This window comes from uncultured Sphingomonas sp., from assembly GCF_964244265.1.
Taxonomy (GTDB): domain Bacteria; phylum Pseudomonadota; class Alphaproteobacteria; order Sphingomonadales; family Sphingomonadaceae; genus Sphingomonas.
Window position 1 is genome coordinate 22,205 of the sequence record NZ_CAXTHV010000017.1, and the last position, 23,447, is coordinate 45,651.

The 23,447-nt window shown below is 69.2% G+C and carries 22 protein-coding genes and 1 tRNA gene; 10 read left to right on the forward strand and 13 right to left on the reverse strand.

The features are described from left to right. Positions 1-467: 467 nt before the first annotated feature. Positions 468-1,223 carry a PEPxxWA-CTERM sorting domain-containing protein gene (locus ACFE7K_RS08705; protein WP_375397795.1) on the forward strand — a complete coding sequence of 252 codons (756 nt, stop codon included), beginning with the start codon at positions 468-470 and terminating at the stop codon, positions 1,221-1,223. On the opposite strand, the gene ACFE7K_RS08710 is transcribed toward ACFE7K_RS08705, so the two are convergent. The 3 genes from ACFE7K_RS08710 to ACFE7K_RS08720 all read right to left on the reverse strand — a co-directional run bounded on the left by ACFE7K_RS08710 (position 1,193) and on the right by ACFE7K_RS08720 (position 2,976). Continuing rightward, positions 1,193-2,095 (reverse strand): helix-turn-helix domain-containing protein, encoded by a 903-nt coding sequence (locus ACFE7K_RS08710; protein ID WP_375397796.1) that lies wholly within the window; start codon positions 2,093-2,095, stop codon positions 1,193-1,195. The two genes, ACFE7K_RS08705 and ACFE7K_RS08710, sit on opposite strands and share 31 nt — an antisense overlap. A 147-nt stretch (positions 2,096-2,242) precedes the next feature. Further along, entirely contained in the window at positions 2,243-2,668 is a 426-nt protein-coding gene (locus ACFE7K_RS08715) for a hypothetical protein (RefSeq protein ID WP_375397841.1), read from the reverse strand. A gap of 232 nt (positions 2,669-2,900) precedes the next feature. After that, positions 2,901-2,976, reverse strand: a tRNA-Thr gene (locus ACFE7K_RS08720). A gap of 143 nt (positions 2,977-3,119) precedes the next feature. On the opposite strand from ACFE7K_RS08720, the gene ACFE7K_RS08725 reads away from it, so the two are divergent. Then, positions 3,120-4,361, forward strand: coding sequence for a hypothetical protein (locus ACFE7K_RS08725; protein ID WP_375397797.1), 1,242 nt, complete (start codon positions 3,120-3,122; stop codon positions 4,359-4,361). A gap of 51 nt (positions 4,362-4,412) precedes the next feature. Next, on the forward strand, positions 4,413-9,017 hold the full coding sequence (locus ACFE7K_RS08730) for an NAD-glutamate dehydrogenase domain-containing protein (RefSeq protein WP_375397798.1): 4,605 nt from the start codon (positions 4,413-4,415) through the stop codon (positions 9,015-9,017). Positions 9,018-9,123: 106 nt separating this feature from the next. Here the strand turns inward: ACFE7K_RS08730 and ACFE7K_RS08735 are convergent, their stop codons facing one another. From ACFE7K_RS08735 to ACFE7K_RS08755, 5 genes are all read right to left on the reverse strand, one after another. Then, positions 9,124-10,176, reverse strand: a complete 1,053-nt coding sequence (locus ACFE7K_RS08735; RefSeq protein ID WP_375397799.1) for a PepSY-associated TM helix domain-containing protein — start codon at positions 10,174-10,176, stop codon at positions 9,124-9,126. Positions 10,177-10,345: 169 nt separating this feature from the next. Beyond that, a complete protein-coding gene (locus tag ACFE7K_RS08740) occupies positions 10,346-11,029 on the reverse strand; it encodes a Fe2+-dependent dioxygenase (RefSeq protein WP_375397800.1) in 684 nt (227 codons plus the stop codon). After that, positions 11,023-11,742 carry a tetratricopeptide repeat protein gene (locus tag ACFE7K_RS08745; RefSeq protein ID WP_375397801.1) on the reverse strand — a complete coding sequence of 240 codons (720 nt, stop codon included), beginning with the start codon at positions 11,740-11,742 and terminating at the stop codon, positions 11,023-11,025. The genes ACFE7K_RS08740 and ACFE7K_RS08745 overlap by 7 nt, the downstream gene beginning before the upstream one ends. After that, entirely contained in the window at positions 11,739-14,228 is a 2,490-nt protein-coding gene (locus tag ACFE7K_RS08750) for a TonB-dependent receptor (protein WP_375397802.1), read from the reverse strand. The genes ACFE7K_RS08745 and ACFE7K_RS08750 overlap by 4 nt, the downstream gene beginning before the upstream one ends. A gap of 57 nt (positions 14,229-14,285) precedes the next feature. Further along, the gene (locus tag ACFE7K_RS08755; protein WP_375397842.1) at positions 14,286-14,525 is read right to left on the reverse strand and encodes a ribbon-helix-helix domain-containing protein; all 240 of its coding nucleotides are present in this window, start codon (positions 14,523-14,525) and stop codon (positions 14,286-14,288) included. Between the two features lie 174 nt (positions 14,526-14,699). Here ACFE7K_RS08755 and ACFE7K_RS08760 point away from each other — a divergent pair, with 174 nt between their 5' ends. Next, on the forward strand, positions 14,700-15,527 hold the full coding sequence (locus tag ACFE7K_RS08760; RefSeq protein WP_375397803.1) for a PEPxxWA-CTERM sorting domain-containing protein: 828 nt from the start codon (positions 14,700-14,702) through the stop codon (positions 15,525-15,527). A 296-nt stretch (positions 15,528-15,823) separates the two neighbouring features. On the opposite strand, the gene cobT is transcribed toward ACFE7K_RS08760, so the two are convergent. The 5 genes from cobT to ACFE7K_RS08785 form a co-directional block, all read right to left on the reverse strand. Further along, positions 15,824-17,653, reverse strand: a complete 1,830-nt coding sequence (cobT, locus tag ACFE7K_RS08765; protein ID WP_375397804.1) for a cobaltochelatase subunit CobT — start codon at positions 17,651-17,653, stop codon at positions 15,824-15,826. Further along, positions 17,643-17,990, reverse strand: a complete 348-nt coding sequence (locus ACFE7K_RS08770) for a DUF86 domain-containing protein (protein WP_375397805.1) — start codon at positions 17,988-17,990, stop codon at positions 17,643-17,645. The genes cobT and ACFE7K_RS08770 overlap by 11 nt, the downstream gene beginning before the upstream one ends. Beyond that, on the reverse strand, positions 17,980-18,273 hold the full coding sequence (locus ACFE7K_RS08775; RefSeq protein WP_375397806.1) for a nucleotidyltransferase family protein: 294 nt from the start codon (positions 18,271-18,273) through the stop codon (positions 17,980-17,982). Before ACFE7K_RS08775 ends, ACFE7K_RS08770 begins: the two co-directional genes overlap by 11 nt. A gap of 10 nt (positions 18,274-18,283) precedes the next feature. Continuing rightward, on the reverse strand, positions 18,284-19,288 hold the full coding sequence (gene cobS / locus ACFE7K_RS08780; protein WP_375397807.1) for a cobaltochelatase subunit CobS: 1,005 nt from the start codon (positions 19,286-19,288) through the stop codon (positions 18,284-18,286). A gap of 65 nt (positions 19,289-19,353) precedes the next feature. Continuing rightward, positions 19,354-20,034 carry a winged helix-turn-helix transcriptional regulator gene (locus ACFE7K_RS08785; RefSeq protein WP_375397808.1) on the reverse strand — a complete coding sequence of 227 codons (681 nt, stop codon included), beginning with the start codon at positions 20,032-20,034 and terminating at the stop codon, positions 19,354-19,356. A gap of 64 nt (positions 20,035-20,098) precedes the next feature. On the opposite strand from ACFE7K_RS08785, the gene ACFE7K_RS08790 reads away from it, so the two are divergent. Genes ACFE7K_RS08790 through ACFE7K_RS08815 form a run of 6 tightly spaced genes read left to right on the forward strand, consistent with a single transcriptional unit; the run spans position 20,099 to position 23,306 of the window. Continuing rightward, positions 20,099-20,530 carry a VOC family protein gene (locus ACFE7K_RS08790; protein ID WP_375397809.1) on the forward strand — a complete coding sequence of 144 codons (432 nt, stop codon included), beginning with the start codon at positions 20,099-20,101 and terminating at the stop codon, positions 20,528-20,530. A gap of 25 nt (positions 20,531-20,555) precedes the next feature. Continuing rightward, positions 20,556-20,912, forward strand: a complete 357-nt coding sequence (locus ACFE7K_RS08795) for a DUF1428 domain-containing protein (protein WP_375397810.1) — start codon at positions 20,556-20,558, stop codon at positions 20,910-20,912. 26 nt (positions 20,913-20,938) lie between these two features. Further along, a complete protein-coding gene (locus ACFE7K_RS08800; protein ID WP_375397811.1) occupies positions 20,939-21,724 on the forward strand; it encodes a VOC family protein in 786 nt (261 codons plus the stop codon). Further along, positions 21,721-22,194: a VOC family protein gene (locus ACFE7K_RS08805; protein ID WP_375397812.1), complete on the forward strand. Its 474-nt coding sequence runs from the start codon at positions 21,721-21,723 to the stop codon at positions 22,192-22,194. Before ACFE7K_RS08800 ends, ACFE7K_RS08805 begins: the two co-directional genes overlap by 4 nt. Then, positions 22,194-22,850 carry a glutathione S-transferase family protein gene (locus tag ACFE7K_RS08810; protein WP_375397813.1) on the forward strand — a complete coding sequence of 219 codons (657 nt, stop codon included), beginning with the start codon at positions 22,194-22,196 and terminating at the stop codon, positions 22,848-22,850. Before ACFE7K_RS08805 ends, ACFE7K_RS08810 begins: the two co-directional genes overlap by 1 nt. 9 nt (positions 22,851-22,859) lie before the next feature. After that, positions 22,860-23,306 (forward strand): SRPBCC family protein, encoded by a 447-nt coding sequence (locus ACFE7K_RS08815; protein WP_375397814.1) that lies wholly within the window; start codon positions 22,860-22,862, stop codon positions 23,304-23,306. The last annotated feature ends 141 nt before the right edge of the window (positions 23,307-23,447 follow it).

Here is a 23,447-nt window from a genome sequence, read left to right on the forward strand (position 1 = left end):
TCGGGCGCGGCGGTGGGAAGCTGTGCCCCGTGCACTACCCAATCGGGCACTCAGGACATTGGGCAATTTCGATACCGTTCGAGTGAGCGCCCGCCAGCAAGCGTCGGGGGTTCTTCTTCGCGAACAGTGTGTTGCGTCGATAGAAAACGAGGGTCGCAATATCGGCTGTCTCCCAGCGCCGGCGTTGAGGGAAATCCGTCGTCGAGCGACGTCTCGCGGATGGTGGGGACATTAACCACGCGCTCGCACCCGCAGCGATTGGCGCCCGCGAAGACTTCACTGAACCAGGGACGACATCGTCGGGTATGGCTGGCCAGGGATTGAATCGCGCTCCCCAATCGATTGCCTAAGTAACCTGGACCTGCGCGACGCAGGGCCAAATCTGCGGGATGCGGCGACAACGACAGCCGCGGCTTTCCGCCCTAATCGGTGACGCGTGGACAAGCCACTAACCGGGGGTTATCATCATGAATATTCGCCATATACTGCTCGTATCCCTTGCCGCGCTGACGCCTTCGCTGGCGCAGGCCGGGCAGGTATTCCTGCCCGGCGGCAGCAATCAGCCCAGCGAGGGGGCGGGCAACAGCGTGCTCTTCGCGCCGGATGGGGGCACCCGGATCCAGTTCTTCTATGACACCAGCCTGTTCGGCAACGCGCCGATCACCATCAGCGGCTTCGCGATGCGGTACGACATGATCGTCACTCCCTCCACCAATGAGGGCGACATCAATTTCGGCGACCTGTTCCAGGTGAAGCTGGCCACCCTGGCCGGAACGATAGGAGCCACCTTCGCCGACAATATCGCCACCAATGCCCAGACGGTCATGTCGGGCGCGCAATCGGTGCATTATGTCGTGGGCAATCCGGCCGGCTTCACCAAGCCGTTCGGCATCCAGTTCAACTTCGCCACGCCCTATGTCTATGATCCGGCGGCCGGCAAGCTGGTGGTCGATATCCGCGCGCCTGCGGTCGATCAATTCGTAACCATCGACACCACTTTCGACAACGGCTTCGCCCGGGTTGTCGCGTTCGACCCCAACGCCGCCGCGGGTTGCTGCGGTGGACGAAACCCAGGCGCGGCCGTGCTGCGGCTCACCACGCAGGACGCCGTTTCCCCCGTGCCCGAGCCCGCCACCTGGGCGATGCTGGTGGTCGGCTTCGGCGCCGTAGGCGGGGCGCTGCGCCGCCGCCGTCAGCCAAGCTCGGCGATCAGCTTGACATAGGTGCCCTGCACCGCGCCGGCCGGGAGCACTCGCCCGGCCGGCCGGCCGCTGGCACGGCGCAGGCTGCTCGGCGGATAGCCGTAGCGGCGGCGGAACTGCCGGCTGAACTGGGCAAGGTCGGGCAGGCCGACGGCAGCGCCGATGCGGCCGACCGAGCGTAAATCGGCCGGGTCCGCCAGCGCCCGGCGCGCCTCGGCGAGGCGGCGCTCGCGCACCAGTGCCGCGACCCCGCCGAACGGCTTGACCGCGCGATAGAGCGCCGAGCGGTAAACGCCGATCCGCTTGGCCAGCCCCGCGGGATCGTGCGACGAGGCTAGATTGCCGTCGATATGGCGCGTCAGCCGGGCACGCACCGACATCGGGCTGGCACCACGATGGACCGTCGCGGGCTCTCCGGTCAGGACACCGAGGAGCAGATCGCGCACGATCAGCCCGAGCGATGGTGCCATCGCCTCGGCCAGGCCCGGCAGGCGATCCGTCAGGGCCACCAGGAAGTCCCGCATCAGCGCCAGCGGCATGCCCGCCGGCAGCGATCCGTGCGGCAGATCCGCAACCTCGCCTTTCGCCACCAGCGCGCGGGGCATCAGCAGCAGGATCGCCCGGCAGCGGGTGCCGTCGGTGAACCACGGCCGGGTCAGGTCGAGCAGGCATGCACCGCCGGCGGCGACGGCCAGCGACATGCCGTCCGCCTCCCCGACGAAACCGCCCTCGACCATCAGCTGGAAGGAGAGATGGTCACCGCCGAGCGCGATCAGGTCGGGCGATCGCTCGAACCGCACGGGCGGAAGCCGCGCGTCGATCATCATCACCTGGCCGAGCTTGGTCACCGCGACCCGGGCGTCGAACGGTTCGCCGGGCGCCAGCGGGGTCACGTGAAAGTCCGGGACCGAGCTGGCCCAGGCGGCAAATCTGTCCGCAGGCGGCAGCGTCGCCGTATCGAAAAGAAGCTGTTCCACGCAAGTCCACTCCAAATCCGGACAGGCCGGCCGCCGGGCCTCGACCCGGCGGACGCGTTCACATCACACCACCCCGAACGCCAGCATGGCGTCGGCGACCTTCTTGAAGGCGGCGATGCTGGCGACCTTTACATAGTCGACATGGCCACCGCTCTGCGTGCCATATACGACACAGCGCGAATGGATGCCCTCCATGATGTCGAGCAGCAGCAGCGGCAACTCGGCTTCCTTCCAGGAGCGGCGCTCGGAGTTCTGGCTCATCTCCAGGCCGGAGACGGCGACGCCGCCGGCGTTAGCCGCCTTGCCGGCGCGTAGAGGATCCTGGCGTCCTTGAAGACGTCGACCCTTCAAGGTCGTCGGCATGTTGGCCCCTTCCGACACCGCGGTGCAGCCCGCACGACACCGACTTAACCGCCCGCCTCGCCGCCCAGCGCACCCGCCGCGCCGATTTGGGCCCGGAGATCGTGCTGGTCGAGCGGCAGTTGTCAGCCACCGATCGCAGCGTCACGGCCGAAGCGATCGGGCGGCTCGGCGACGTCGTTATCCGCAAACTGCGATCGGATGACCCCGTACTCCGGCAGGGCTATGCTCGTCGCTTCATCGACAAGGTGGTACCCGCGCCGGATGTCATCACGATCAGCGGACCGATCAAGCCGCTCGAATCGCCGTCGGCGAAGACCCCGATGATCAGACATCGGGGGTGCCCTCTTCTGCTCGGGAGTGGTGCCGCCTACAGGACTCGAACCTGTGACCCCCGCATTACGAATGCGATGCTCTACCAGCTGAGCTAAGGCGGCCGGAGGCCCGTCGTGGGCCTGCGCTGGAAGGCGGGCGCTTAGCGCAGGGCCCCGGTGCTGGCAAGCGGGCGGCCGGGTTTACGCGGCGTTTACCACGGCGGGTGCATGGCCTTGCCCGTACGAGGCGGTGGACGGAACGCACCATGGACATGACGGGTCTGAACGACGGGCGTTTCGACGCCGAGGAGGAGGCCGAGGAGGGGGCCGAAGAAGCGACCGACGGTGGCGTCAGCGATCAGATGTTCGATCTGGGCGGCGACGAGCGGCGTATGCATGTCCGCGCCTACAACCATTGGGTGTCGCTGCTGAAGGGCCGGCCCTATCCCTCGATCGAGGATCTGGACCCCGCCTCGATCGCCGATTTCGGGCAGAACTCGGTGCTGCTCGACTTCTCCGCCGGGCTCGACGATCCGCACATTTCCTTCCTCGGCCGCGCGTTGCGCGAGGAATGCGGGCTCGCGGCGCACATCGACCAGATCAGCCAGGTGCCCGCCCGCTCCCTGCTGTCGCGGCTGACCGACCATTATCTCCAGATCATCGCCAACCGCGCGCCGATCGGCTTCGAGGCCGAGTTCGTCGGCACGCGCGGGCGCAACACGCTCTACCGCGGCATCCTGATGCCCTTCTCGTCCGACGGCGAGCAGATCGACTTCATCTATGGCGTGATCAACTGGAAGGAACTCGCCGACGCCGCGACGCAGGCCGGCCTCGTCGCCGAGCTCGATGCGACGGTGCGCGACGCCGGCGCCACGGCCCCGGTCTGGGCCGACGGCCCCGGCGCGGAACGCGACGAGGACGACACGCGCCAGGCCGGCCTCGACCACCAGCTCGCCATCGCCCGCGAAAGCGCCGCCGCGGTGCGCGCCGCCGACACGCGCAGCCGTGCGGCCCTCTACCGCGCGCTCGGCCGCGCGCATGATTTCGGGCTGGCCGCCGACGCCGACCCGGCGGGCTATGACGCGCTGCTCGACGCCGGCGGGATCCGCGTGCAGCAGCGCGCGCCGATGACCGCCGTCGCCAAGCTCGTCTTCGGCACGGATTACGACAAGACGCGGCTGACCGAGTTCGCCGCCGTGCTCGACCACGCCCGCCGCCACGGCGTCGACGCCGGTGCGCTGCCGGCCTTCCTCGACCTGCAGCAGGGCGGCATCAAGGCGGTCGTCGCCGCCGAACGCATCGCGCGCCGCCCGCGCATGGCGCTCGACCCCGTCGCGCAGGCGCAGGCCGAGCTGCGGACACGGCCCGTGCTGGCGGAGATCGACCTGCCGGGCGAGGCCGAGTGGGTGGTGCTGGTCGCGCGCCGCGACGGCGACTCCGTTCAGGTGCTGGGTGAAATCGACGCCCGGAGCTTCGTCCAGCAGGCAGTCCGCCGCGCGGCCGCCTGACGCCACGCCGCAAGGGTTGAGCCGATTCCGCGCCGGGCGCATAGGGCCGCGATGGCCGACTACCCCTCCACCCTGTTCGAAAATCTTGCCGCGCGCCTGACCCGTGGCGCGCTGCCCGGCGAGCTTCACCAGTTCGGACCGGAACAGATCGCCGAGGCCGCGCGCTTCGTCGCCGCCACCGCCGGCCGGCGCGCGCCGGGCGAGGCGGCGATCGCGCTGGAGCCGATCGCGGGCGAGGATGTCCGCCGCCGGATGCGCCTCGCGATCGTCAACGACGACATGCCCTTCCTGGTCGATTCGATCGCCGCCGCGATCGGCAGCGCCAATCTGGCGGTCGACCGCATCATCCATCCGGTGGTCCGGGCCAGCCGCGAGGCCGACGGCACGCTGGGCGAGATCGGCGGCGCCGGCCTCCCCGAATCGATGATCTATATCGAGCTGGAGCGCGCCGACGCGCGTGAGCGGCGCGAACTCGTCGCCGACCTCCACGCCGTCCTCGCAGACGTCCGCGCCGCCGTTGCCGACTGGCCCCAGCTCCAGCGCGCGGTCGCCGCCGATGAGGCAGCACTGCCGCAGGGCGAGGGCGCGGCGCTGCTGCAATGGTTCCTCGACGGGCATTTCACACTGCTTGGCCATCAGGTCTGGCGCGAGGGCGGCGCGGGCGGCGCTTCTACGGAAGAGGGGGCGCTCGGCATCGCGCGCAACGCGCACAGGACGCCGATCCTCGCCGAGGTCTCGCGCACGCTGGCGATCCGCTGGTTCGAGGCCGGGGGCGAAGCGCCGCTGCTGCTCAAGTCGTCGTTGATCTCGCTGGTCCATCGCGGCGTCCCGCTCGATCTCTTGCTGGTGCCGGTACGCGCGGGCGACGCGGTGACGGGGCTGTCGATCCATGTCGGCCTGTGGACCAGTGCCGCGCTCGCCGCGCCGCCGCGCGACGTGCCGGTGCTGCGCGCGCGGCTCCAGGCGCTGGAAGCGAAGTTCGGCTTCGACCCCAGGGGCCATACCGGCAAGGCGCTGACCCATGCGCTGGCGGCGCTGCCGCACGACCTCGCCGTCGCTTTCGAGCCCGAGCAACTGGAGGAGCTGGCGCTGACCGCGATGTCGCTCGCCGACCGGCCGCGCCCGGCGCTGGTGCTAGTCCGCTCGGCGCTCGGGCGGCATCTGTTCGGCTTCGCCTGGCTGCCGCGCGACGACCTCACCACCGCGCGCCGCGTCGCGATCGGCGACATGATCGCCGACGCCGCCAACGGTCAGGTGCTCAACTGGTCGGTGGCGCTGGAGGATTCGGCGGTCGCGCTGATCCGCTACACCGTCGACCTGCGTGGCGACGGGCGGGTGCCCGACATCGCGCCGTTGCAGCAGCGGCTGGAGCGGATGGTGCGCGGCTGGACGCCGGCGGTCGAGGCGGCGCTGGCGACGCAGGTCGGCGCGGCGCGCGCGGCGCGGCTCGCGCTCAAGCACGTCAATTCCTTCCCGCAGGGCTATCGCAATGCCAACCTTGCCGAGGAAGCGGCGGCGGACGTCGTCCGTCTCGCGACGCTGGAGGATGCCGGCAGCCGCAACGTCCGGCTGGCGGCGGGCGAGACAGGGCTGAAGCTCAAGATCTATCGCCAGGGCGGCGCGCTGGCGCTGTCGGATGCCGTCCCGGTGCTGGAGAACTTCGGCTTTCGCGTCATCGAGGAGATTCCGACCGCGCTGACCGATGACGCACATTCCTATGTCCACGAGTTTCTGGTCGAGGCCGGCGGCACGCTGACCGGCGATCTGGCGGTGCTGGAGGGCGCGATCGCGGCGGTGCTGGAGGGGCGCGCCGAGAATGACGAGTTCAACCGGCTGATCGTCGACGCCGGCCTGTCACCGCAGGCGGTGCTGCTGTTCCGCGCCTGGTTCCGCTATCTGCGCCAGGCGGGGCTGCCCTATGGCCTGACCACCGTCGTCGACGCGCTGCGCCGCGCGCCCGCCGTCGCCACCGCGCTGGTTGACCGCTTCGCCGCCGCGCACGATGCGAAGAACATCCGCGACACCGCCGCCGCCGACGCCGCCATCGCCGCGGGGCTGGAGGAGGTCGCCGCGATCGACGACGACCGCATCCTCCGCGGCATCCGGGCGGTCGTTGCCGCGACGCTGCGCACCAACGCCTTCGCCCCGGCTGGCGGCGAAGCGCTGGCGTTCAAGCTCGACAGCCACCTCGTCCCCGGCCTCCCCGCGCCCGTGCCGTGGCGCGAGATCTGGGTGTACAGCCCGCGCGTCGAGGGCATCCATTTGCGCGCCGGCCCGGTCGCGCGCGGCGGGTTGCGCTGGTCCGACCGGCGCGACGACTTCCGCACCGAGATCCTCGGACTGCTGAAGGCGCAGCGCGTCAAGAACGCCGTCATCGTGCCGACCGGCGCGAAGGGCGGCTTCTACCCCAAGCAGCTCCCGCCCGCCTCGAACCGCGACGCCTGGCTGGCGGAGGGCACCGAAAGCTATCGCGTCTTCATCCGCACCCTGTTGTCGATCACCGACAATATCGTCGACGGCCGCGTCGTCCATCCCGACGGCATCACCGTGCTCGACGATGACGACCCCTATTTCGTCGTCGCCGCCGACAAGGGCACCGCGACCTTTTCCGACGTCGCCAACGCGCTCGCCCTGGAACGCGGCTTCTGGCTCGGCGACGCCTTCGCGAGCGGCGGGTCGGTCGGCTACGACCACAAGGCGATGGGCATCACCGCCAAGGGTGGCTGGGTCTCGGTCCAGCGCCATTTCGCCGAGCGCGGCGTCGACGTGCAGACGCAGCCGATCACCGTCGTCGGCTGCGGCGACATGTCCGGCGACGTGTTCGGCAACGGCATGTTGCTGTCGAAGGCGATCAAGCTCGTCGCCGCGTTCGACCACCGCCATATCTTCCTCGACCCCAACCCCGATCCCGACGCGAGCTGGGCCGAGCGCGCGCGGATGTTCGCGCTGCCGCGCTCGTCCTGGGCCGATTACGCCGCGCCGGTCTCGGCGGGCGGTGGCGTCCACAGCCGCGCAGCCAAGGCGATCCACGTCACGCCCGAGGTCGCCGCCGTCCTCGGCATCGCGGGCGGCGAGATGGAGCCGGCCGCGCTGATCTCCGCGATCCTCAAGGCGCCCGCCGACCTGATCTGGTTCGGCGGCATCGGCACCTATGTGAAGGCCGCGAACGAGAACAATACGACCGTCGGCGACCCCGCCAACGATCGCCTGCGCGTCGACGCCGAGGAGCTGCGCGCGACCGCGATCGGCGAGGGCGCGAACCTGGGCGTGACGCAGGCGGCGCGCATCGCCTTCGCCAGTCGGGGCGGGCGGATCAACACCGACTTCATCGACAATTCCGCCGGCGTCGATTGCTCGGACAACGAGGTCAATATCAAGATCGCGCTCAACCGCGAGATGACCGAGGGCCGGCTCGCCTACGCGGACCGCAACGCGTTTCTCGCATCGATGACCGACGACGTCGCGCAGCTCGTGCTGGAGGACAACCGGCTCCAGACGCTGGCGCTGTCGTTCATGGAGAATGACGGCGCGGCGACGCTGCCTAGCTATGTCCGCGTCATCGAGATCTTCGAGGCGGCGGGCCGGCTCGACCGCCGCGTCGAGGGGCTGGCGCCCGACGACGAGCTGCTGCGCCGGGGCCAGGAGGGGCGCGGGCTGACCCGGCCCGAGCTCGCGGTGCTGCTCGCCACCGCCAAGCTGGCGTTGCAGGAGGCGATCGAGCATTCGCCGCTGGGCGCGGACCCCGCCCTGTTGCCCGACCTCCACGCCGCCTTCCCACGCGCGATGCGGGCGCGGTTCGCCGCCGCGATCGACGGCCATCGGCTGCGCGGCGAGATCATCGCCACCAAGCTCGCCAACCGCCTCGTCAACCGCATGGGCGTGCTCTACCCGTTCGAGCTGGCCGAGGAGGAGGGCGCGGCGCTGGGCGATATCGCCGCGATGTTCGTCGTCGCCGAGCAATTGTTCGGCCTGCCCGACCTGTGGGCGGCGATCGAGACGGCGGCGATGCCCGAGGCGGCGCGGCTGCTGCTGTTCGACGAGGTCGCGGCGGCGACGCGCTCGCACCTCGCCGACCTGCTTCGCGCCACCGGCGCGGGCGTGGCGGTCGGCGAGGTGCTCGCCCGGCTCCAGCCCGGCATCACCGCGCTGTCGGAGGCCACGGCGACGCTGCTGCTCGCGGAAGCGACCGCGCAGAGCGACCGCATCGCCCGCCAGCTCGAAGCGGCCGGCGCGCCGCCCGAACTGGCGCGGCGCGTGGTGCGGCTGTTCGAGCTCGACGGCGCGGTCGGCCTCGCCGATCTCGGCCAGCGGCTGGGGCTGGACGAGATGGTGCTGACCCGCGCCTTCACCGCGCTCGGCCAGGCGCTCGGACTGGACTGGGCGCAGGCATCGGCGACGCGCATCGTGTCGAGCGACCCGTGGGAACGGCTGCTGCTGGCGGGGCTGGCGCGCGATTTCCAGCAGCTCCGGCTCCATTTCCTGGCCCGCGCCGGCGCGGGCGACCCGGGGGCGGCGGTTGACGCCTGGCTCGCCGCCAATGCGGCGCGCGTCGCGCAGTTCAAGGCCGTCATCGACCGCGCGCGCCATGCGCCGGCCGCGAATGCCGCGATGCTGGCGCAGATCGCCGGGCAGGCGCGCGTGTTGCTGGGGCGCTAGCCGTCATGCCGGCCTCGTGCCGGCATCCACGCCGGACCAGCCGCCTCGATAAGGAAGAGGCCAGCACCAGCGCGGACCCCCGCACCAGGCCGGGGTGACGTTGGTGCTACGCCCCCCGCCACCGCCGCGCCCGCCACCACATGACGAGGCCCGTCACCGCCAAGACCACCGGCGCCAACCCGCCGGCGAAGATCACCGCCTGCCACACCGGCCCCATCCCCTCCCCGTCATGCACCCGCCGCATCAGCCGCGCGACGCCACCCTGCCCCGCCCGCTCCGGCGCGAGCACCGCGACGCCGTCGTCGTCGGCGACCAGCACCGTCCTCGCCCCGACCTCGATGTTCCAGTCGGGCTTCCGCTCGGTCGGCCAGGTGATCGCGCGCACCTCCCCCGCCGCCACCGCCCGCGCCCGCGCGACCGCCACGTCGACCGGCAGGGTAACCCGCGCCGCCGGCCGCGCCGGCGGGACGCGCGTGGGAACACCCCCCTCCCCGACCAGCGCGCCGAACGCGCGGGGAAAGCTGATCCACGCCCCCGTCAGCGACAGTACGAACAGCGGCAGCGCGATCCAGAAGCCGAACAGGTGATGGAGGTTGGCGTTGGTATCGGGCCGCCGCCGCCACCTGAGCCCGCGCGTCCAGCGCCCCACGGTCGGCCACCACAGCCACAGCCCACTGACGCTCGACAGCAGCATCGCGATGCCGACCAGCCCGACGATCGTCCGGCCGATGCCGGGGATCTGCAACGACCCGTGCAGGACATGGAGGAAGCGCACCGGCCCCGCCGAACTCGACGCGACATCGAGCACCCGCGCGGTCGGCGGATCGAGATAGATATTGGTCCGCAGCGGCGGCCCGGGCCGGGCCGGCGCGTCGGCGGCGGCGGACACCAGCACCGGTCCGCCCTGCTCGGGCAGCGTCAGTTGCGCGATCCGCTCGCCCGGCCGCAATCGCGCTTGCGCGGCGGCGGCATAGGCGTCCGCCGGCAGCAATCGCGTGCCCGTCACCACCGACCGCTGCGGGTTGATAGCCCGGTCGAGCGCATCGTGCCACACCAGCGCCGCGCCCGACAGCGACAGCGGCACGATCAGGATCGCCAGCGCGATCCCGATCCATTGATGGACCTGGAACCACCAGCGCCGAAGCTGGAACTTTGTCATCGGGTTCCCCGTCGTGCCGGCCCTGTGCCGGCATCCACCGTCGAACGCGCTGCCCGGCCAAACAGCCTCAATCCGGCTTGGATGCCGGACCAACCCTCCGCAGCCTTTCGAACGATGCGTCGCATCGCCGGAACCCTGGGCTGCTCCGCCCGGCATGACGAAAGGATGACTACACGTCCGCCCAGCGCCGCAACAAGTTGTGATACACCCCCGTCAGCCGCACCACCGCCGCGTCGCCCTGGCCCAGCGCCTGCGCGGCGCCCTGTACGCCCTGGTCGAGCTCCCACAGGATGCGGCGCGCGCCGTCGTCGCGGACCATCGACTGGAGCCACAGGAACGACCCCAGCCGCGCCCCCCGCGTCACCGCCGCGACGCGGTGGAGGCTGGAGGCGGGATAGACCACCGCATGACCGGCGGGAAGCTTGACCGAGCGTTCGCCGAACGCATCCTCGATCACCAGCTCGCCGCCGTCATAGCTGTCCGGATCGGACAGGAACACCGTCGCCGACAGATCGGCGCGGAGCCGGAAATCGCTGCCTCGCCTGATCCGCACCGCCGTGTCGACATGCGTCCCGAACGCCTGCCCGCCCTCGTAGCGGTTGAACAGCGGCGGAAAGACCTTGAGCGGCAGCGCGGCGGCGACGAACAGCGCCGATCGTCCCAGCGCGTCGAGCACCAGCGCCCCCGCCTCGCGCGCGGCGGTGGAATCCTCCGGAAGCTGGACGTTGCGCTTGGCCAGCGCCGACTGCGCGCCCGAGGTGGCGTTGCCGTCGACCCACTCGGCCGGCTCGATCAGCGCCCGGACGCGGGCGACCTCGTCCGCGCGCAGCAGGTCCGGGATGATCGTCAGCACGCGTCGAGCACCCGCAAGCCCCGCAGCCGCAGCTCGGCGTCGCCCTGCGTCTCAAGCCAGCCGCGCACCTGCTCGCGGAAGCGGGCATGGCCGAGCGCGCCGGCCTGGCCGATCCAGGGCAGCGCCTCGCGCACGCGGCCCTTCGTCACCAGCATCCGCGCGTGGTTGAAACAGCCGCGGAAGTCGCCGCCGGCCGCCGCCCGCTTGTAGCATTGCGCCGCCGCCAGCGGGTCGACCGGCGTCGCCCAGCCGTCTTCGTGGAAGCTGCCGACGAAGTTTTCCGCCTTGGCAAAGCCGCGCGCCGCCGCCTGCCGCAGCCAGACCAGCGCCACCGCCTTGTCCTCCGCCACGCCCCGCCCGAGCGCGAGCTGCGTCGCGTAATTGTACATCGCCTCGGTCGATCCGCGTTCGGCGGCGACGCGATAGCATTCCGCCGCGCGCGCCGGGTCGGGCACGACGCCCCAACCGAGCTCGTAGCAGCGCCCGACCATGTTGAGCGCCATCACATGCTCTTGCGCGGCGGCACGCATGAACCAGCCGAACCCGGCGCGCGCGTCGCCAGGCACCTCGACCCCGTCGAGCAGCATCTGCGCATACACGGCCTGCGCCTCCGCCAGCCCCGCTTCCGCCGCCTCGCGGATCAGCGCCACCCGCGCCGGCCCCGCCAGTGCCGCGCGCGCCTCGGCCGGCGACAGGGCGGCGAACGCGCTCACAGCCTCAGGCTCAGCGTCCCGAACACCGTCCGCCCCGGCGCGATCGAGGCATAATGGCTGGCATAGGCCTGGTTGAAATAGACCTTGTCGGTGATGTTCTGCGCGTTGACGCTGAGCCCGATGTTCTTCGTCAGGTCATAGCTCGCGCGCAGGTCGAAGCGCCAGTAATCGGGCACCGCGCGGTACAGCACCCTGGTCGCGGCGGTGAGCGTCGGCCCGGCCGTCGCGGTCTGCGTATAGCTGCGATTGTCGGCATAGCCGCCATACTGCCGCGCATTGTAGATCGCCGTGCCGCCGACCTGGAAGCCGTGGAACAGCGTGACGTTCGTCGTCGCGGTGAAGCTGTGGCGAAAGGTGTTGGGAAGCTGCTTGCCGGTGTTGACCGAGGGCACGCTGATCGTCGCCGCCGGCCGCATCGTCGTGGTGACGCCGCCCACCGTCTGCGTCACCGCCGCCGCCGTCAGCACCGTGTTGCCGCCGTCGACGATGACCGGATCGAGATAGGTATAGCCCCCGAACACCGTCCAGCCGGGCAGGATCGTGCCGCTCGCGGTCAGCTCGATCCCCTTGACCCGGCTCTTGCCGATGAAGCCGACCGTGGTCGCGTCGATCGTGACGCGCGCATTGTCGATCTCGGTCTGGAACGCCGCGATCTGGAGCTGGAGCTTTTCGCGCAGCAGGCTCGCCTTGGCCCCGACCTCGTAGCTCCTGGTCTTCTGCGGCTTGAGCGAGGCGAGCAATTGCAGGTTGGTCGCCGTGTCGGTGGTCGGCAGCCCGTTATTGTCCGATCCTTCGCCGAGGATACTGTTGGGCGGCGTCGCCGCGGTGGCGTAGCTGGCGTAGAGGCTGGTCTCGCGCGTCGGCTTGAACACCAGCCCCGACTGCCAGTTGAACAGCTCGTCGGTCCGCGACAGCCGGATCTGCGGTGCCCCCGCCGCCACCGCCGGCCGCAGCACCGACGTGTAGCGATCGTAGCGCGCGCCGAGGTTCAGGATGAGCTGCGGCAGCAGCGTGATCGAGTCGAAGCCATAGATCGCCTGTGTCGTCCCGTCGTTTTGCGTCTCGCTGTTGGTCGCGCCCTTGACGATCGGCGTCGCCACCGTCGACGTGTCGGTCGTGTAATTCACCGAGGGATCGTTGGGGTTCGGAGTGAACAGGCTGGTGCAATAATAGCGCGCGACGGTCGTCGCATTGCAGCGCGGGCTGACGGTCGAGCCGGTCGCGAGCACATCGGCCCCGCGCCGCGCCTGCTCCCACGCGAACTCGGTGCCGACCGCGATCGAATGCATGACACTGCCGGTCTTGAACGTCCCGTACAGATCGGTCTGGTCGATCAGTCCCTCGGTATAGCCGTAGCGTGTGTTGGCGCGCCGCCAGACATAGCCGCCGCTGGTCAGGTTCGCGCCGGTGTTGACCGCCGTCGTGCCATAGACGTTGCCTTGCGAGTCATCGGGCTGGGTGTAGATGTAGGACTGGTCCGAATAATTGTACCGCGCGGTGTTGCGCAGCGTCAGCCCGCCGAAATCATGCTCGACGCGCAGCATTGCCTGGTGCGTGGTGGCGTCGCGGAAGTCGCGATCCTTCAGGCCGTAAAAGGTGGAGCGCGCGACGGTGCCGGTCTGCCCGCCATTGGTCGTCACCCGTCCGATCGCCGGCTCGGACAGGATAATGCCCGTGCCCGGCGCGTTGCCGATCGTATAGAGATAGGGGATGCCGCTGTCGGGCAGCTCGTTGCTCTCCAGATAATAATAGCTTGCGGTCAGCCGGGTCGACGTCCCCAGCCCGACCGTCACCGACGGCGCGATACCCCAGCGCCGGGAATAGATCGCGTCGCGCCCGGCGACGTCCTGGTCGTGCCACACGCCCGCGATGCGTACGCCGATATGGTCGCCCAGCATCGCGTTCGCGTCGCCCGTCACGCGCTTGTAGTCGGCATTGCCGTAGCTCGCGCTGACGCGGCCGAAGGTGTCGGCCTGGGGAAGCTTGGAGACGATGTTGAGCGTGCCGCCGGCCGAACCGCGCCCGCCCAGCGTCGAGTCCGAGCCGCGCACGACCTGGATCTGGTCGGTGTCGAACACCTCGCGCGTCTGCGACCCCAGGCTGCGGACGCCGTCGACATAGATCGAGCCCTGACTGTCGAAGCCGCGGATGAAGGGCCGATCGCCGATCGGATTGCCGCCTTCGGCCGCGCCGAAGGTGATGCCGGGCACCGTCCGCAGCGCGTCCTGCAGGCTGTTCGAGCCGGTCTGCTCGATCACCTCGGCCGGCAGCACGACGATCGACCTGGGCGTGTCGACCAGCGGCGCGACGGATTTGGCATCCCGGTCCTCGCGCACGCGCTGGCCGTTGACGACGACATCGCCCGGTCGCTGCTGCTGGTCATCCGCGCCGGCCGGCGTGGTCGGATCGGCGGCGGCGTAAGCGGGCGCGGTCGCGAAGGCGCCGACGCAGGTCAGCGCGAGAAACGAAGCGGACGACGTGGACACAGGAACTATTCCCCTCTCGGGGTCGAGCGCTAATGAGAGTCGTTCGCAACGTCAATGCTATTGCGAAACGTTCTCATCTTTGGCTGCGAACAGCCAAGTTCGGATAGCCGATGCCAGGTTCGGCGGATCGGACTGGCCGATCCGCAACGCATCGATCCGTGCCACCAACGCCGACAGCGGCAGGCCGCGCGCGGCAGCCGCGCCTTCCAGCGCCGTCCAGAACACCGGCTCCAGGCTGATCGACGTCTGATGCCCGGCGATCGTCACCGAGCGTTTGACGGGTCCGGCGAACGTCATTGCCACGTGCCCGCGCTAATCGAATCCGGGCGATCTGTCGCTACCCGACCTCGAGCCGCCCCATTATGGCACAGCGCTGCCTTGACGGCATTTTTCGTGACCGCGTGGCCCGCTCCACCCCGGCTTCGCGCCTTCATGGTTGTCGCAAGCTTAACGACAACAAGGGGAACCATGATGCGTGCAGTTGCCTGTCTCACCGCCGGCCTGGCCGTCCTTGTCGCCGCGCCCGCCGCGGCGCAGACGCAGACCTACATCACCAATTTCGCCAAGACGTCGAACATCTACACGGCGCTCAATCAGCAATATCCCAATACCGGACCGGGCACGCCGGGCGACCGCACCGGCACGCCCAACGCGACCAACCTGTTCACGCCGCAGGCGACCGGCCAGGGCAATCCCGACAACCTCAACTACGCCAATAACGGCATCAGCTACCTCCTCGCCTCGGATGCGCAGGGCCACGACTTCGCGGAGGTCGGCACGGCGAGCTTCGGGCTGACGTCGCTGATCGTCCCGATTAACGTCGTCGACGTCACCAACTTCTACCTGCTCGCCGCCGCCTATAACGGCACGACCTTCAACATCACCTTCAACGGCACGGGCGGCTTCGCCCAGACGTTCAGCAATATCGCCCTGCCCGATTTCAACGGCGGCGCGATCAACACCGTCGGCGGCGGCGTCTCCGACCAGACCGTCTTCCGCGTCTATGGCGTCGGCGGCGGCGGCACCGGCAATTCCAGCAATGGCGCGGTCAACTATTACAGCCTGACGCAGGTCGGCTTCGACTTCGGCAATACGCTGGCGGGTCGGACGCTGACCAGCGCGACGATCACGGGCAACGGCTACGAGACGCTGATCTTCGGCGCCACCGCCGTGTCGCCGCAGGCGGTGACGCCCGGCGCGGTGCCCGAGCCCGCGACCTGGGCGATGATGATCGCCGGCTTCGGCCTCGTCGGCGGCGCGATGCGCACCCGCCGACGGGAGGCGCTGGCGGCGGCCTGATCGCCTGGACAAATAAAAGTCTGTCCTACAGGCCCACGATCCGCCAGGTCGTGGGCCGCTCTTTCTCATCGCCGATTCGCGGACGCCAGCAAACGCCCGCCCCACGCTTCCCCGGCGAAAGCCGGGGCCCAGTTGCGAGCTGGTTGGAACAGAGTTCACCGTTCCGGGCAACGCCGCTGCTGGGCCCCGGCCTTCGCCGGGGAAGCGGTAGTTCTAGGCTGCGAAGGGCTTCAATTCCGCCGGGCAGCGCCGCAATTTATCGAATATGCGGCAACTTTGACAACTTCCGACCCGACCTACCGCCGATCGGCGTCGAACAGCCCCGCCAGCTGCTCGATCAGCGTGCCGCCCAATTGCTCGGCGTCCATGATCGTCACCGCGCGGGCGTAATAGCGCGTCACGTCGTGGCCGATGCCGATCGCGGCCAGTTCGACGGGCGACTTGGCCTCGATATAGCCGATCACCTGCCGCAGGTGCCGCTCCAGATAGCTGCCCGAATTGACCGACAGCGTCGAATCGTCGACCGGCGCGCCGTCGGAAATGACCATCAGGATCTTGCGCTCCTCGGGCCGGCCGATCAGCCGGCCGTGCGCCCACAGCAAAGCCTCGCCGTCGATATTCTCCTTGAGCAGCCCTTCGCGCATCATCAGCCCGAGGTTGGTGCGCGCCCGCCGCCACGGCTCGTCGGCCTTCTTGTAGACGATGTGGCGGATGTCGTTGAGCCGGCCCGGCTGCGGCGGCCGGCCGGCGGTGAGCCAGGTCTCGCGCGCCTGCCCGCCCTTCCACGCGCGCGTCGTGAAGCCGAGGATCTCCGTCTTGACCCCGCACCGCTCCAGCGTGCGTGCGAGGATATCGGCGGAGATCGCCGCGATCGAGATCGGCCGCCCGCGCATCGACCCGCTATTGTCGATCAGCAGCGTCACCACGGTGTCGCGGAAGTCGGTCTCGCGCTCGATCTTGTACGACAGCGACAGCCCCGGGCTGACCACGACGCGGGCGAGGCGGGCGGCGTCGAGCATTCCTTCCTCCTGGTCGAAGTCCCAGGCCCGGCTCTGCTGCGCCATCAGCTTGCGCTGGAGCCGGTTGGCAAGCTTCGACACCGCCGACTGGAGATGGACGAGCTGCTGGTCGAGATAGGAGCGCAGCCGCGTCAGCTCGTCGGGGTCGCAGAGCTCGGTCGCGGCGACCACCTCGTCGAACTGCGTCGTCCAGGTCTTGTAGTCGAACTGGGCGTTGAGGTCCGCCATCGGCCGGTTGGGGCGGACGGGCTGCATCCCCTCCTCGCCCTCGTCGCCGGGCTCGCCGTCGAGGTCGTCCTGCGTCTCGCCCGACTGTTCCTCGCCCTCGCCGTCCTCGGCCTCGGCGTCGGACTGCTCGCCCCGCGCGTCGACCTCGGCCTGGCCCTCGCCGCCCTGCTCCTCGCCCTCCTCCTGCTCCTCCTCGCCGGCTTCCTGCGTGCCCTCGTCCTCGGCCCCGCCGTCGTCGGCCTCGTCGGGGATCTGGTCGCCCTCGACCAGTTCGAGCTGTTCGAGCAGCTTCATCGCCAGCGCCTGAAACGCGCGCTGGTCGTCGATCGCCATCGCGAGCGCGTCGAGATCGGCGCGGCTGTCGACCCACTCGCGCACCAGATCGACGCCCGTGCGCGCGGCGTCGGGCACCGCCTGCCCGGTCAGCCGCTCGCGCACGAGCAGCGCCAGCGCCGTCGACAACGGCGCCTCGTCGCGGGTGCGTGCCCGCGTGATCGGGTCGGAGCGCAGCCGGACGGCGAGCGCGTTCGCCAGATTGTCGGCGATGCCGGCATAGCCCCGGCTGCCCAGCGCCTCGACCCGCGCGCCCTCGACCGCATCGAACACCGCCCGCGCCACCGCCTCGCCAGGTGCCGCGCGCTGGTGCAGCGCGGGGTCGTGATGCTTGAGCCGCAGCGCGAAGCCGTCCGCGAAGCCGCGCGCCTCCGCCACCTGGTCCGCCGGCAGGGCCCTTGCCGGCATCGGCACCTTCAGATGCTTGCCCGACTGCGCGGGCGCGTCGGCGGTGAAGGCGAGTTCGATTTCCGGCTCATCCGCCACCGCCCGCGCCGCACCCGCGAGGACGGCCTTGAAGCGATCGAGGGGGGTTTCAGTACTCATTGGCTTCTATCGCCAGTTCGGCAGCGGCCCGGACGAGCGGCACTTCCAGCGGCGCGATATGAAAGACGACGCTGCGATCGATCTCGCGGTATTCGTGTCTCAGCAAATTTCCAAACGCGCGCATCTTTGCAAATGGAATGTCACCAATTTGAGCCGCATCGGTCACGTCGATCTGGATCGTCGCTTCCGTGACGCGCTGGAGCAAACGCTCAACCGCGAAAATCGTCAGCTCGCGACCAAGAAACTCAGCCAGCGACATGCCTTCGATGAACGTCGTTATCCGGTCCGCGTCCTCAATTATATCGCCCAAACGCCGGATCGTTTTCTTAGAAAGCATCCACACGGTCCCGATCAATCTCGGCCTGAAGGCGTGCTCGGTGGGTGGGTACCGTGACAATGTCGACCCGCACGCCGATCAATGCGGCGATGCGCTCGGGTAAAGTAGCGTAATCCCAGCCAAGCCGAACATCCGCGCGAAGACGGATAGCCAGGTCGAGGTCTGACGATGGCGTCGCCTGATCGCGCGCGACCGATCCGAAAACCGAGACATGCTCGATCCCCATCTCTTGCAGGTCGCCACGGTGCGACCTCAACCGTTCAAGAGCTTCGGAACGCTTCACGACTGGTCGATCAACCCTTCCCCACCACGCTTTCGGGCAGATCCTTGCCGAACACCCGCTGGTAATATTCGGCCACCAGCGACCGCTCGTTCTCGTCGCACTTGTTGAGGAACGACAGGCGGAACGCGAAGCCGACATCGCCGAAGATCAGCGCGTTCTGCGCCCAGGTGATGACGGTGCGCGGGCTCATCACCGTCGAGATGTCCCCGGCGACGAAGCCCTTGCGGGTCATGTCGGCGACGCGGACCATCGCCTCGACGGTCTTCTTGCCCTCCGGCTTGTCATACTCGCCCGATTTGGCGAGCACGATCTGCGCCTCGGTCGCGGCGGGGAGGTAGTTGAGCGTCACGACGATATTCCAGCGGTCCATCTGACCCTGGTTGATCTGCTGCGTGCCGTGGTAGAGGCCGGACGTATCCCCCAGGCCGACGGTGTTGGCGGTGGCGAACAGCCGGAACCAGGGGTTGGGCCGGATCACGCGATTCTGGTCGAGGAGCGTCAGCTTGCCCTCGGTCTCCAGCACGCGCTGGATGACGAACATCACGTCGGGCCGCCCCGCGTCATATTCGTCGAACACGAGCGCGGTCGGCGTCTGCAACGCCCAGGGGAGCAGCCCCTCGCGAAACTCGGTGACCTGCTGGCCCTCGCGCAGCACGATCGCGTCGCGCCCGACCAGGTCGATGCGGCTGATGTGCGCGTCGAGGTTGATGCGGATGCACGGCCAGTTGAGCCGCGCCGCGACCTGCTCGATGTGCGTCGACTTGCCGGTGCCGTGATAGCCCTGGACCATCACCCGCCGGTTGTGCGCGAAGCCGGCCAGTACCGCGATCGTCGTGTCGGGGTCGAACACATAAGCGGGGTCGAGATCGGGCACGCGCTCGTCCGCCTCGCTGAAGGCGGGCACCTCCATGTCGACGTCGAGCCCGAAGACGTCGCGCGCCTTGACCATCCGGTCGGGGGCGTCGAGCAAGGTCGTCTCGCGGCTGAGCGGCTGGGTGTTGGGCAGATCGGTCATGGAAAGCCTTTCGCCGAACGCCTTAAGCCAACGTGGCCGGCCGACTCAACCACGCAAGCGGCAACTCAGGCGATCTTGTCGGGCAATCCGAACAGTTCGATGAAGCGTTGCGCCGCCGCGCGGTCGCCGGTGATCCGCAGCGCGCCCGCCGCTTCGAGCTCGGCGAGCGACACCTTGGCATAGACCGCCCCCGCCACGGCGCGCGGGTCCGCCGCCTCGAACACCGCATCGACCTCCACTGGCTCGGCGCGCTCGACCTCGACCGTCTCGCCCAGCCGCGCGACGAAGACGTCGCGGCCGAAGCGGAAGCCGTAGCGGCCCCGGCCGCCACCCGGATACATCGTGCGAAAGCTCATCATCATCGACGCCGGCGACAGCGGCAGCGTCACGTCGTGCGCGGGCGAACGCACCGCCCAACGGCCGAGCGCCTGGATCGCGGCCTCGCTCTCGCGCCCCCAGGGCGTCAGCGCATAGACCTGCGCGTTGGCGGGCGACGGCAACTGGCGACGCTCGACGATGCCCGCGCGCTCCAGCCCCTCCAGCCGCTGCGTCAGGACATTGGCGCTGACGCCGTTCAACCCGGCCTTCACCTCCGAGAAGCGGCGCGGCCCGAACATCAGCTCGCGCACGATCAGCAGCGACCAGCGCTCCCCGACCAGTTCCATCGCCAGCGCCGTGCCGCAGGCGTCGTCGTACCAGCGCTTCGCTTCCCTTTTTCCATCATACGTCACTTTTTCTAACTTCATGGTTGTGTTTAATAACTCAACGGTGCAGAAAAGCCAAGTAGTGAGTCGAAAGGAACAGCTCGTCATGCCCAAGATGATCTTCGTCAGCCTGCCGGTCGCCGACGTGGCCCGCGCCACCGCCTTCTACGAGGCGATCGGGTTCGAGAAGGACCCGATGTTCTCTGGCGATCATGCGTCCTCCATGAAATGGTCGGATGCCATCGTCGTGATGCTGGCGGACCGGGCGTTCTTCGCTACGCTCACGACCAAACCCGTGATCGATCCGAGGGAGGGCAGCAGCGTCCTCCTCGCCCTGTCGCGGGACAGTCGGGCGGAGGTCGACGCGATCACCGAGGCGGCGCTCGCCGCCGGCGGCCGCACCGTCCATGAGCCCGAGGACGAAGGCTTCATATACAGCCGCGCGTTCGAGGACCTGGACGGTCACGGCTGGGGGCCGGTGTGGATGGACGTCGCCGCTTTCGAGGCCAAGATGCAGCCCCAGACCGCGTCGGCCTGACGGCGTCTGCGCAGGAGAGACCAGCATGAGCTATATCGACGGGTTCCTCGCGCCCATCCTCAAGGGAATCGACGCCGAGGCCTATCGCGACTTCGCGGCAAAGGCGGCGCCGATCTTCCGCGAGCATGGCGCGACCCGCGTTGTCGAGGCCTGGAACGACGACGTCCCCCACGGCCAGCACACCGACTTCTTTCGCGCCGTGGCCGCCGGGGAGGGTGAGAGCGTCGTCTTTTCGTGGATCGAATGGCCCGACAAGGCGACGCGCGACGCCGGGATGCAGAAGGTCATGGCAGACCCCCGGATGCAGCCGGGCGACACGCCGATGCCGTTCGACGGCAAGCGGTTGATCTACGGCGGCTTCCGAACGATCCTCGACGACTGAGGACGGACAAGAAGAGGAGAGGAATGATGGCCAATCCCCCGGGTACACCGATTTGGTACGAGCTGCTGACCACCGACGTCGAGGGCGCGAAACGTTTCTACGGCGAGATCGTCGGCTGGACCGCCGCCGCCCATCCCTCGCCCGATGGCGGGATGCCGTACACGATCTTCAACGTCGGCGAGACCGGCGTCGCCGGCGTCGCGATGCCGCCCGAGGGCGCGCCGACGGGGCCGCAGTGGCTCGCCTATTTCCATGTCGAGGATGTCGACGCGAAACTCGCCGAGCTGGAGCGCGCGGGCGGCAAGACGCACATGCCCGCGACCGACCTGCCGGGCGTCGGCCGCATCGCGCTGGTCGCCGATCCGCAGGGCGTCGTCTTCTACCTGATGAAACCCGCGCCGCCGCCGGGGATGGAAGGCGAGAGCACCAGCTTCTCGGCCACGCTGCCCGGCCGCTGCGCGTGGAACGAGCTGGTCACCAGCGACCAGAAGGCGGCGCTGCCCTTCTATGGCGCGCTGCTTGGCTGGACCTCGACCGAGGTAATGTCGATGGGGCCGATGGGCGATTATACCTTCATCGACGGTGGCGGCGAGCGGCTCGGCGCGATGATGGACCGCGCCGCGCCCGAACAGCCGCTGAAATGGACCTTCTACTTCACCATTCCCGATGTCGACGCGGTCGCCGAGCGGGTGAAGGAACTGGGGGGACAGATTATCATGGGACCGATGGATGTACCCGGCAACCAGCGCATCATCCTCGCGCTCGACCCGCAAGGCGTGTCGGTCGGGTTCGTGTCGGGGGAACGGCAATGAGCAGGAACACGATCTGCCTGTGGTATGACGGCACCGCCGAAGAGGCCGCCACCTATTACGCCAGCGTCTTTCCCGACAGCGCCGTCACCGCCGTCCATCGCGCGCCGGGCGACTATCCCGCGGGGCAGGAAGGCGACGTGCTGACCGTGCAATTCACGGTCTGCGGCATCCCCTGTCTCGGGCTGAACGGCGGCCCCGGTTTCCCGCACACCGTCGCCTTTTCCTTCCAGATCCAGACCGAGGACCAGGCCGAGACCGACCGTTACTGGAACGCGATCGTCGATCATGGCGGGTCCGAAAGCGCGTGCGGCTGGTGCAGGGACAAATGGGGCCTGTCGTGGCAGATCACGCCGCGCGTCCTGACCGAGGCGCTGGCCGTCGGCGGCGACGCGGCGAAACGCGCCTTCACCGCGATGATGGACATGCGCAAGATCGATGTCGCCGCGATCGAGGCGGCGGTCGCGGGCTGATGCTCCAGCTCTTCGCCCATCCGTTCTCCAGCTTCTGCTGGAAGGTGCTGATCGCGCTCTACGAAAACGCGACGCCGTTCGACTTCCGGATGCTCGATCCCCAGCACCCGGAAAACGGCGCGGAATGGGCGCGGCGCTGGCCGCTGCGGAAGCTGCCGGTCCTGGTCGATGGCGAACGGACGGTGGTTGAGACCGACGCGATCATCGAGCATCTCGATCGTTGCCACCCCGGCCCGATGCGCCTGCTTCCTGACGCGCCGGCGGCGGCGGTGGAGGCGCGAATGATGACGCGGATCGCCGACGATTATGTGATGACGCCAACGATGAAGCTGGTCGCCGACGCGCTCCGCCCGCCTGACCGGCGCGACCCCTTCGGCGTCGAGGAGGCGCGCGCGCAGCTTGGCGTGATCTATGGCTGGCTCGACGGGCATCTCGCCGGGCGGGCGTGGACGGCGGGGGAGGCGTTCAGCATCGCCGACTGCGCGCTCGCGCCGGCGATCTTCTATGCCGACTGGGCCGAACCCATTCCGGACACCTGCCCGACCCTTCGCGGCCATCGCGCCAGGCTGCTCGCGCGTCCGTCGGTCGCGCGCTGCATCGACGCGGCGCGGCCCTTCCGCCCGTTTTTCCCGCTCGGCGCGCCCGACCGGGATTGAGAGGTTCCGATGCACGAATTGTCGATCACCCGCCTCATCGACGCGCCCGTCGCTGCCGTCTGGCGCGCCTGGACCGGGCATCTGTCCGAATGGTTCTGCCCAAAGCCGTGGCGCGCCGAGCTGATCGAGCAGGAGCTGAAGGCGGGCGGGCGCTCGGTCATCGTCATGCACGGGCCTGCCGGCGAGGAGAACCGGCTGGAGGGCGTGGTCCTGGAGGTGGTTCCGCAGCGGCGCATCGTGACGACCGACGCGTTGACCGCCGACTGGATGCCGCAAGGCCCGTTCATGGTCCGTGTCGACGAGTTCGCCGACGAGGACGGCCGCACCCGCTACACCGCCACCGCGCGCCACTGGACCGCGGAGGCGAAGGCGCAGCACGAGGCGATGGGCTTCGAGGCCGGCTGGGGCATCTCCGCCGACCAGCTCGAAGCGGTGGCGAAGCGGTTGGCCAGCTAGCTTTACCCCGTCATGCCGGCCTTGGGTTGACGATTACGCGAACGCCGGTGCCTGCCGGAGCCGCTGATACGCCGCGATGACCTTCTGCGGTTGGCCAGCTAGCTTTACCCCGTCATGCCGGCCTTGGGTTGACGATTACGC

Bases quoted from the DNA above. Each gene is read 5' to 3' on its own strand.
- ACFE7K_RS08770 (WP_375397805.1), bottom strand. From the start codon at position 17,990: ATGCTTTCTAAGAAAACGATCCGGCGTTTGGGCGATATAATTGAGGAC.
- ACFE7K_RS08735 (WP_375397799.1), bottom strand. From the start codon at position 10,176: ATGACAAAGTTCCAGCTTCGGCGCTGGTGGTTCCAGGTCCATCAATGG.
- ACFE7K_RS08760 (WP_375397803.1), top strand. From the start codon at position 14,700: ATGCGTGCAGTTGCCTGTCTCACCGCCGGCCTGGCCGTCCTTGTCGCC.
- ACFE7K_RS08790 (WP_375397809.1), top strand. From the start codon at position 20,099: ATGCCCAAGATGATCTTCGTCAGCCTGCCGGTCGCCGACGTGGCCCGC.
- ACFE7K_RS08800 (WP_375397811.1), top strand. From the start codon at position 20,939: ATGGCCAATCCCCCGGGTACACCGATTTGGTACGAGCTGCTGACCACC.
- ACFE7K_RS08815 (WP_375397814.1), top strand. From the start codon at position 22,860: ATGCACGAATTGTCGATCACCCGCCTCATCGACGCGCCCGTCGCTGCC.
- ACFE7K_RS08730 (WP_375397798.1), top strand. From the start codon at position 4,413: ATGGCCGACTACCCCTCCACCCTGTTCGAAAATCTTGCCGCGCGCCTG.
- ACFE7K_RS08810 (WP_375397813.1), top strand. From the start codon at position 22,194: ATGCTCCAGCTCTTCGCCCATCCGTTCTCCAGCTTCTGCTGGAAGGTG.
- cobT (WP_375397804.1), bottom strand. From the start codon at position 17,653: ATGAGTACTGAAACCCCCCTCGATCGCTTCAAGGCCGTCCTCGCGGGT.
- ACFE7K_RS08725 (WP_375397797.1), top strand. From the start codon at position 3,120: ATGGACATGACGGGTCTGAACGACGGGCGTTTCGACGCCGAGGAGGAG.
- ACFE7K_RS08705 (WP_375397795.1), top strand. From the start codon at position 468: ATGAATATTCGCCATATACTGCTCGTATCCCTTGCCGCGCTGACGCCT.
- ACFE7K_RS08785 (WP_375397808.1), bottom strand. From the start codon at position 20,034: ATGAAGTTAGAAAAAGTGACGTATGATGGAAAAAGGGAAGCGAAGCGC.
- cobS (WP_375397807.1), bottom strand. From the start codon at position 19,288: ATGACCGATCTGCCCAACACCCAGCCGCTCAGCCGCGAGACGACCTTG.
- ACFE7K_RS08805 (WP_375397812.1), top strand. From the start codon at position 21,721: ATGAGCAGGAACACGATCTGCCTGTGGTATGACGGCACCGCCGAAGAG.
- ACFE7K_RS08755 (WP_375397842.1), bottom strand. From the start codon at position 14,525: ATGACGTTCGCCGGACCCGTCAAACGCTCGGTGACGATCGCCGGGCAT.
- ACFE7K_RS08795 (WP_375397810.1), top strand. From the start codon at position 20,556: ATGAGCTATATCGACGGGTTCCTCGCGCCCATCCTCAAGGGAATCGAC.